Annotated in this window: 5 protein-coding genes and 1 pseudogene; 4 read left to right on the top strand and 2 right to left on the bottom strand. The window is 73.0% G+C overall.

Features of this window, described 5'->3' with window-relative positions:
• From KBX39_RS17330 to KBX39_RS17315, 4 genes and pseudogenes are all read left to right on the top strand, one after another.
• Positions 1–547, top strand: a pseudogene (locus KBX39_RS17330) (ABC transporter permease); the annotation flags it as partial.
• Positions 544–1503, top strand: coding sequence for an ABC transporter ATP-binding protein (locus tag KBX39_RS17325; protein WP_069088263.1), 960 nt, complete (start codon positions 544–546; stop codon positions 1501–1503). The pseudogene KBX39_RS17330 and the gene KBX39_RS17325, both read left to right, overlap by 4 nt.
• A complete protein-coding gene (locus KBX39_RS17320; RefSeq protein WP_043328383.1) occupies positions 1503–2213 on the top strand; it encodes an ABC transporter permease in 711 nt (236 codons plus the stop codon). Before KBX39_RS17325 ends, KBX39_RS17320 begins: the two co-directional genes overlap by 1 nt.
• Positions 2214–2365: 152 nt before the next feature.
• The gene (locus KBX39_RS17315; protein ID WP_176722806.1) at positions 2366–2803 is read left to right on the top strand and encodes a hypothetical protein; all 438 of its coding nucleotides are present in this window, start codon (positions 2366–2368) and stop codon (positions 2801–2803) included.
• Positions 2804–2913: 110 nt separating this feature from the next.
• Here KBX39_RS17315 and valS read toward each other — a convergent pair whose 3' ends face one another.
• Positions 2914–5478, bottom strand: coding sequence for a valine--tRNA ligase (gene valS / locus KBX39_RS17310; protein WP_210871521.1), 2565 nt, complete (start codon positions 5476–5478; stop codon positions 2914–2916).
• Between the two features lie 152 nt (positions 5479–5630).
• Positions 5631–7463, bottom strand: a complete 1833-nt coding sequence (locus KBX39_RS17305) for an ABC transporter ATP-binding protein (protein WP_210871523.1) — start codon at positions 7461–7463, stop codon at positions 5631–5633.
• Between the last annotated feature and the right edge of the window lie 113 nt (positions 7464–7576).

Genomic DNA, 7576 nt, shown 5'->3' with positions numbered 1-7576 from the left:
GCCGCTGTACTTCTCCCGGCCGCTGCCGCGCGGCGACTACGCGCTGTCCAAGCTGCTGGCGCTTGTCACCGCGCTGTGGCTGCTGCTCGGCGGCCCGCAGCTGGTGATGTTCCTCGGCGCCGCGTTCACCACGAACCGGGGCGTACGCGGGGTGTGGGACGAACTGCTCGACCTGCTGCCCGGGCTGCTCTACGCCGGGCTCTGGGCGGTGGTGTTCGCCTCGATCGCGCTGCTCGTCGCCTCGCTGACCGGCAAGCGCGCGTTCGCGGCCGGCGGCATCGTGGCGGTCTTCCTGATGACCACGCCGGTCGTCGGCGTGCTGTCCATCCTGCCCTCGCGGACGATCAACGAGCTGGCCTTCGTCGCCTCCCCGCCGACGCTCGTCGGCGGCGTGGGCAACTGGGCGCTCGGCGACCGGCTGACCCAGGGACGGGGTGGCATGCCGATCGGCGACTTCGGGCCGGTCTACGCCGTGGTCGCCGTGCTGCTGGTCGCCGCCTGCGTCAGCCTGCTGCTCCTGCGATACCGGAAGGTGGCCGCCCGATGACGGCGATCAGCACCCAGTCGACGGCCGGCGCGCCCGCCACCGCGACGAGCACGCTCGACCTGGCCGGTGTCTCCCGCTGGTACGGCAACGTGGTGGCGGTCAACGACGTCACCATGCGGCTCGGCCCCGGCGTGACCGGCCTGCTCGGCCCCAACGGCGCCGGCAAGACCACGCTGCTGCACATGATGGCGGGCTTCCTGTCGCCGTCGCGCGGCACCGTGACGCTGGACGGGGAGCCGACCTGGCGCAACCCCGGCGTCTACCGGCGGCTCGGCCTGGTCAGCGAGCGCGAGGCGGTGCACACGTTCCTCAGCGCGTACGAGTTCGTGCTGGCCAGCGCGAAGCTGCACCGGCTGCCCGACCCGGAGGCCGCCACGAAGCGGGCGATCGAGCTGGTCGAGATGGAGGACGCGCAGACCCGCCGGATCGGCACCTACTCCAAGGGCATGCGGCAGCGCACCCGGGTCGCCGCCGCGCTGGTGCACGACCCGCAGGTGCTGCTGCTCGACGAGCCGTTCAACGGGATGGACCCGCGCCAGCGGCTGCACATGATGGCGCTGCTGCACCGGCTCGGCGACGCGGGACGGACCATCCTGTTCAGCTCGCACATCCTGGAGGAGGTCGAGCAGGTCTCCGGCACCGTCCAGGTGATGGTCGCCGGCCGGCTGGCCGCCTCCGGCGACTACCGGACCATCCGCCGCCTGATGACCAACCGGCCGCACGTGTTCGCGGTCCGCTCCACCGACGACCGCGCCCTGGCGGTGGCGCTGATGGCCGAGGCGTCGGTCTCCGGCGTCGAGCTGGGCCGCACCGGCCTGACCGTCAAGGCCGGCGACTACGGCGCGTTCACCCGGGCCCTGCCCCGGATCGCGCTCCGGCACGGCATCCGGGTCCGGCAGCTCCTGCCGGAGGACGAGTCGCTGGAGAGCGTCTTCTCGTATCTGGTGGAGGCATGATGTCGACAGTCACCTGGATCACCGCGCGCGGCCTGTTCGGCCGGAGCCGGTTCCTCATGCTGCTGCCGTTGCCGCTGATCCTGATCGGCCTGGCGGTGCTCTGCCGGTCGCTCGGCGTCGACCCCGGCCAGTGGGGCCCGCCGGTGCTCGTCGGTCTCGGCCTGGCGGTGGTGCTGCCGGTGGTGGCGCTGATCGTGGGCACGGGCGTGCTCGGCGCGGAGATCGACGACGGCACCGTCGTGCACATCCTCACCAAGCCGCTGCCGCGCTGGCAGATCGTGCTGCCGAAGCTGGCGGTCGCGGCCGGCGTCACGGCGGTCACCGTCGGTGTCCCGATCTACGTCGCGGGCGTGCTCGCCGATTCGGTACGCCTCGGACTCGCTCTGGTCGTCGCCTCTGCGGCGGGCGCGCTGGCGTACTCGGCGCTGTTCCTGGCGCTGAGCCTGGTGACCCGGCGGCCGGTGCTGCTCGGCCTGGTCTACGTGCTGATCTGGGAAGGCCTGCTGGGCCGGTTCGTCAGCGGCACCCGGGTGCTGTCGATCCAGCAGTGGGTGATCGCCCTGGCCGACCGGATGGCGCCGACGCCGCTGCTCGGCACCAGTGTCTCGGTGCCGGTCGCGGCGGTGCTCACCGCGCTGGTGGCGGTCGGGTTCACCGTGCTGGCGATCGACCGCCTGCGCTCGTTCAGCGTGGCCGGCGAGACGAGCTGAGCCCGCAGGGCGGGACCCGTTTTCCGGCGTTCGCGACGGAAAACGGGTTCCGCCCTGCCGTGTCCGGTCTGCTAGTTTGCGGCGGCTACGAACACCGACACGGGGAGAACACTGTGCGTTCAGCTCGCTTCGCCCTGCTGGCTCCGGCCGCGGTGGCGATGATCGTCATGTCCGGCTGCGGCGACGACGAGGACACCCCCTCGGCCGGGTCGGCGGCGCCCTCCGCCCCGGCCGCCACGTCCGTGCCGCCGGTGACGCCGGCCCCGGTGGGCCTCGACGAGGCCACCCGGAAGACCTGCACGACGGCGGAGAAGGACATCACGGCCGCCCTGAAGGAGGTGGCCGAGGCGGAGAAGATCGGCCCGCCGGCCGGTCACTCGGCGGTCAGCGCGCAGTACTCGGCGGGCGCGGCCACGCTCTACACGCACGCCTTCACCAACAGCGACGAGGTGAACAGCGCGGTGAAGGGCGTCGCGACCGAGATGAGCGACCTCGCCGACGCCTGGGCCAAGGCGCCGGGCAAGGCGCCGAGCAGGGCGGATCTCACCGCCGCCCGGGACAAGCTCAAGGCGGCCTGCGCCGCCGACTGAGGAATGCACCGCCGCGGGCCGGTCCGGCCGGCCCTTCGGGGTGTTAAGAAGGGCCCCTTCTACGACGCCAGGCGTTAAGAAGGGGCCCTTCCTTACATCGCCGGCGGCGCTCAGAACGCGCAGGCGATGACCAGTTCGGTGGTGCGATCCGGCAGCAGGTCCAGCTTCGCGATCCGGCCCGCCGCGCGCAGGTCGTCGGCGACCGTGCCGAGCTGGTCCAGCACCGCCGCCGGTCCGAGCGCCTCGGCCAGCGGCACGTCCGCCTTCATCGACAGCTTCCGTTCCGACTTGGCGCGGCGCACCTGACCCAGCGCGTCAGCGGCCAGTCGCAGCAGTTCCGGGTCACCCGGCGCCTGCGTCGCGCGGCCCACCTCGTACGTGGTCGGCCACGGCGAGCGGTGCACCGAGCCGTACCGCCACCACGACCAGACCTCCTCGGTGACGAACGGCAGCACCGGCGCGAACAGGCGCAACTGCACCGACAACGCGGTCGCCAGCGCCGCCCGGGCCGAGTCGGCCGCCGGCCCGGTGCCGTAGGCGCGCTCCTTCACCAACTCGATGTAGTCGTCGCAGAACCGCCAGAAGAACGCTTCGGTGGCCATCAGGGCGGCCGTGTGGTCGTACCCGTCGAAGGCGGTGGTCGCGGTCGCGACCACGCCGGACAGTTCGGCGAGCATCGCGGTGTCCAGCGGTTGGGTCGCCGCGGCCCGCAGTGCGTCGGCGGCGCCCAGCCCGAGCGCGAACCGCGACGCGTTGAGCAGCTTGGTGGCCAGCCGCCGGCCCACCTTGACCTGGGCCGGGTCGAAGGCGAGGTCCATGCCCGGCTTGCCGTTGGCGGCCCAGTAGCGGACCGCGTCGGAGCCGTTCTGTTCCAGCAGCGCCATCGGCGTGACCACGTTGCCCTTGGACTTCGACATCTTCTTGCGGTCCGGGTCGAGGATCCAGCCGGAGAGCACAGCGGTGTGCCAGGGCAGCGCGCCGTGCTCCAGGTGGGACCGGGCGACGGTGGCGAACAGCCAGGTCCGGATGATGTCGTGGCCCTGCGGGCGCAGGTCCATCGGGAAGACCCGGGCGAACAGGTCCGGGTCGGTCTCCCAGCCGCCGACGATCTGCGGGGTCAGCGACGAGGTGGCCCAGGTGTCCAGCACGTCCGGGTCGCCGGTGAAACCGCCCGGCACGCCGCGCTGCGACTCCTCGTATCCAGGCGGTGGTTCGCTGCTCGGGTCGATCGGGAGCGTCGCCTCGTCCGGTGTGAGAGGGTGGGTCCAGTCCGGCTCGCCAGTGTCGTCGAGCCGGTACCACACCGGCACCGGCACGCCGAAGAACCGCTGCCGGCTGACCAGCCAGTCACCGGTGAGGCCGCCCACCCAGTGTTCGTAGCGGTGCCGCATGTGCTCCGGCACCCAGCGCAGCTCCCGACCCCGGGCCAGCAGTTCCTCGCGCAGGCCGGCGTCCCGGCCGCCGTTGCGCAGATACCACTGCCGGGTCGAGACGATCTCCAGCGGCCGGTCGCCGCGCTCGTAGAACTTCACCGGGTGCGTGATCGGGCGCGGCTCGCCGACCAGATCACCCGCGTCGGCCAGCAGCTCCACCAGCGTCCGCCGGGCGCCGTTCACCGTCTGCCCGGCCAGCGCCGCGTAGGGCTCCGCCGGCACGCCGGCCGGCGGCTCCGGCAGCAGGCGTCCGTCCCGGCCGATCACCACCCGGGTGTCCAGCCGCAGCTCACGCCACCAGGTCACGTCGGTCAGGTCACCGAACGTGCAGACCATCGCGATGCCCGTGCCCTTGGCCGGGTCCGCCAGCGGATGCGCGCGCACCGGCACCTCGACCCCGAACACCGGGGTACGCGCGGACGCGCCGACCAGGTCCGCGTACCGCTCGTCGTCGGGGTGGCAGACCAGAGCCACGCAGGCCGGCAGCAGCTCCGGGCGGGTGGTGTCGATCAGCACCTCGCGGCCGTCCGGCCCGGTGAACCGCAGCCGGTGGTACGCGCCGGGCCGCTCCCGGTCCTCCAGTTCCGCCTGGGCCACGGCGGTGCCGTACCCGACGTCCCACAGCGTCGGCGCCTCGGCCTGGTACGCCTCGCCCCGCGCCAGATTGCGCAGGAACGCGCGCTGGCTCGCGGCGCGGGCCGCCGACCCGATCGTGGTGTACGTCAGCGACCAGTCCACCGACAGCCCGAGCCGCCGCCACAGCATCTCGAACGCCTTCTCGTCCTCGACGGTGAGCAGTTCGCACAGCTCGATGAAGTTGCGCCGGGAGATCGCCGTAGGGTTCTTCCGGGCCGTGTCGTCCACCGGCGCGGACGGCGGCCGCCAGTTGCTGTCGTACGGCAGCGCCGGGTCGGGACGCACGCCGTACACGTTCTGCACCCGACGTTCGGTGGGCAGCCCGTTGTCGTCCCAGCCCATCGGGTAGAAGACCGTGCGCCCGCGCATCCGCTGGAACCGGGCCACCGTGTCGGTGTGCGTGTACGAGAACACGTGCCCCATGTGCAGTTCGCCCGACACGGTCGGCGGGGGAGTGTCGATCGCGTATACGTCCGACCGCTCCTTCGTACGGTCGAACGCGTACGTGCCGTCGGACTGCCAGCGGCGGGCCCAGGTCTCCTCGATGCCGTCCAGGCTCGGACGCTCGGGGACGCCGCCGCGGGCGCTGATCGTCGTGTCGGTCATCAGCCGATGGTAGGCAGCCCGGTTGCCGCACTCCACGACTTTCCCCACCCCGCGCGTCCTCGCCGATCTTGCGCTTGCCGCCCCGGCACAAGCCGCTTTTCGGGCATCCCTCGGGCCGCAAGTGCAAGATCAACGAGGGTCGGAGGAGCGAGCTAGAGGAGCGAGTCGCGCCACTGGCGGTGCAGGGCGGCGTAGCGGCCGTCGGCGGCGATCAGCTCGGCCGGTGGGCCGTCCTCCACGATCCGGCCGTCGTCGAGCACCAGCACCCGGTCCGCCGTCTCCACGGTGGAGAGACGATGGGCGATCACCACGGCGGTACGGTCGCGCAGCACGTTGTGCAGGGCCCGCTGCACCAACCGCTCGGTCGGCACGTCCAGCGACGAGGTCGCCTCGTCCAGGATCAGCACCCGCGGGTCGGCGAGGAACGCCCGGGCGAACGCGACGAGCTGTCGCTGCCCTGCGGAGAGCCGGCCGCCGCGCCGGTGCACGTCCGTGGCGTACCCGTCGGGCAGCGCGGCGATGAAGTCGTGCGCGCCGATCGCCCGCGCCGCCGCGACCACCGCCTCGTCGTCCGCGTCCGGCCGCCCGAACCTGATGTTGTCGGCCACGGAGCCGCTGAACAGGTGGGTCTCCTGGGTCACCAGCACCACCGCCCGGCGCAGTTCGGCGTCGGCCAGGTCACGCAGGTTCACCCCGTCCAGGTCGACAGCGCCCGCGTCCGGGTCGTGGAACCGGGCCAGCAGCTTCGCGACTGTGGACTTGCCGGCGCCGGTCGGCCCGATCAGCGCCACTGTCTGCCCGGGCGGCACGGTCAGGTCCAGGCCGGACAGGATCGGCGTCTGCCGTCGGTAGCCGAAGTCGACGGCGCGGAACGTCACCGCCCCGCGCGGCGGCCCGGCCGGCAGCGGGACCGGATCCGCCGGTTCGGCCACCGCCGGACGCTCGTCCAGCACCCCGGCCAGCTTCTCCAACGCGGCGGTCGCCGACTGGAGCGCGTTGTAGAACTGGCTCAGCTCCTCCATCGGCTCGAAGAACCGGCGCAGGTAGAGCAGGAACGCGGCGAGCACGCCCACCTCCACGCCGCCGCCCAGCACCCGCCAGCCGCCGTACCCGAGCACCACCGCCGTGGTCAGGTTGCCGATCAGCCGGATGCCCGGCGAGTAGATCGCGATCAGCCGGAACGCGCGCAGGCTGGAGCGCCGGTAGTCGTCGTTCACGGCGGCGAAGATGCGCTCGTTGCGGGGCTCCCGCCGGTACGCCTGCACCGCCCGGATCCCGCGCAGCGACTCCACGAAGTGCACGATGACCAGCGCCACCGCCTCCCGGGTACGCCGGTACGCGCCCGCCGACGCGCGCGCGAACCAGCGTGACAGCAGGAACAGGAACGGGAACGCGAGCAGCGTCACCGCCGCCAGCGGCAGGTCCAGCCAGAGCAGGATGCCCGCCACCGACAGCACCGACAGCCCGGCCATCACCAGCTTGTCGATGCCCCCGTCGACCAGTTCGGCGATCGACTCCAGGTCGCTCGTCAGCCGGGACACCATCCGCCCGGAGGTGTAGCGCTCGTGGAAACCGACGTCGAGGCGGAGGAAGTGCCCGTACACCCGTCGGCGCAGGTCCAGCAGGACGGCCTGGCCGATCCGGGCGGCGAGGGTGAGGAACGCGCGCCGGGCCGCGTACTCGACGGCTGTCGCCACCACGAACGCGGCGGCGACAGCGATCAGCGGGCCGGGATCACCGGCCCGCAGTGGCCCGATGCCCCGGTCGATGCCGAGCATGACCAGGTACGGGCCGGACATCGCGGCGGCGTTCTGGGCCAGCAGCAGCGCCACCGCCAGCCCCAGCGCACGCCGGTGCGGGCGCAGCAGTTGCCGCAGCAGGAGCCGGCTGCGGGCGCGGAGCCGGGCCACCGCCGCCGGGGAGGAGTCCTCGGCGCGGCTGCGGTCGGCGTCCGGGTCGGTGGCCCGGCCGCGCCAGCGGGACAAGTCGTCGCGTCCGCCGTTGCGGTTCGCGTCGTCGTGGCGTGGGCCGGCTGCGCCGTGCGCCTGCCCGTGCCCGGCGGTGCGCGCGCCGGTGTCGCGCAGCGCGTCGCGGGGCC

Source organism: Micromonospora sp. D75, assembly GCF_018070405.1.
Taxonomy (GTDB): domain Bacteria; phylum Actinomycetota; class Actinomycetes; order Mycobacteriales; family Micromonosporaceae; genus Micromonospora; species Micromonospora chalcea.
This window is presented reverse-complemented; position numbering and strand designations above follow the sequence as displayed.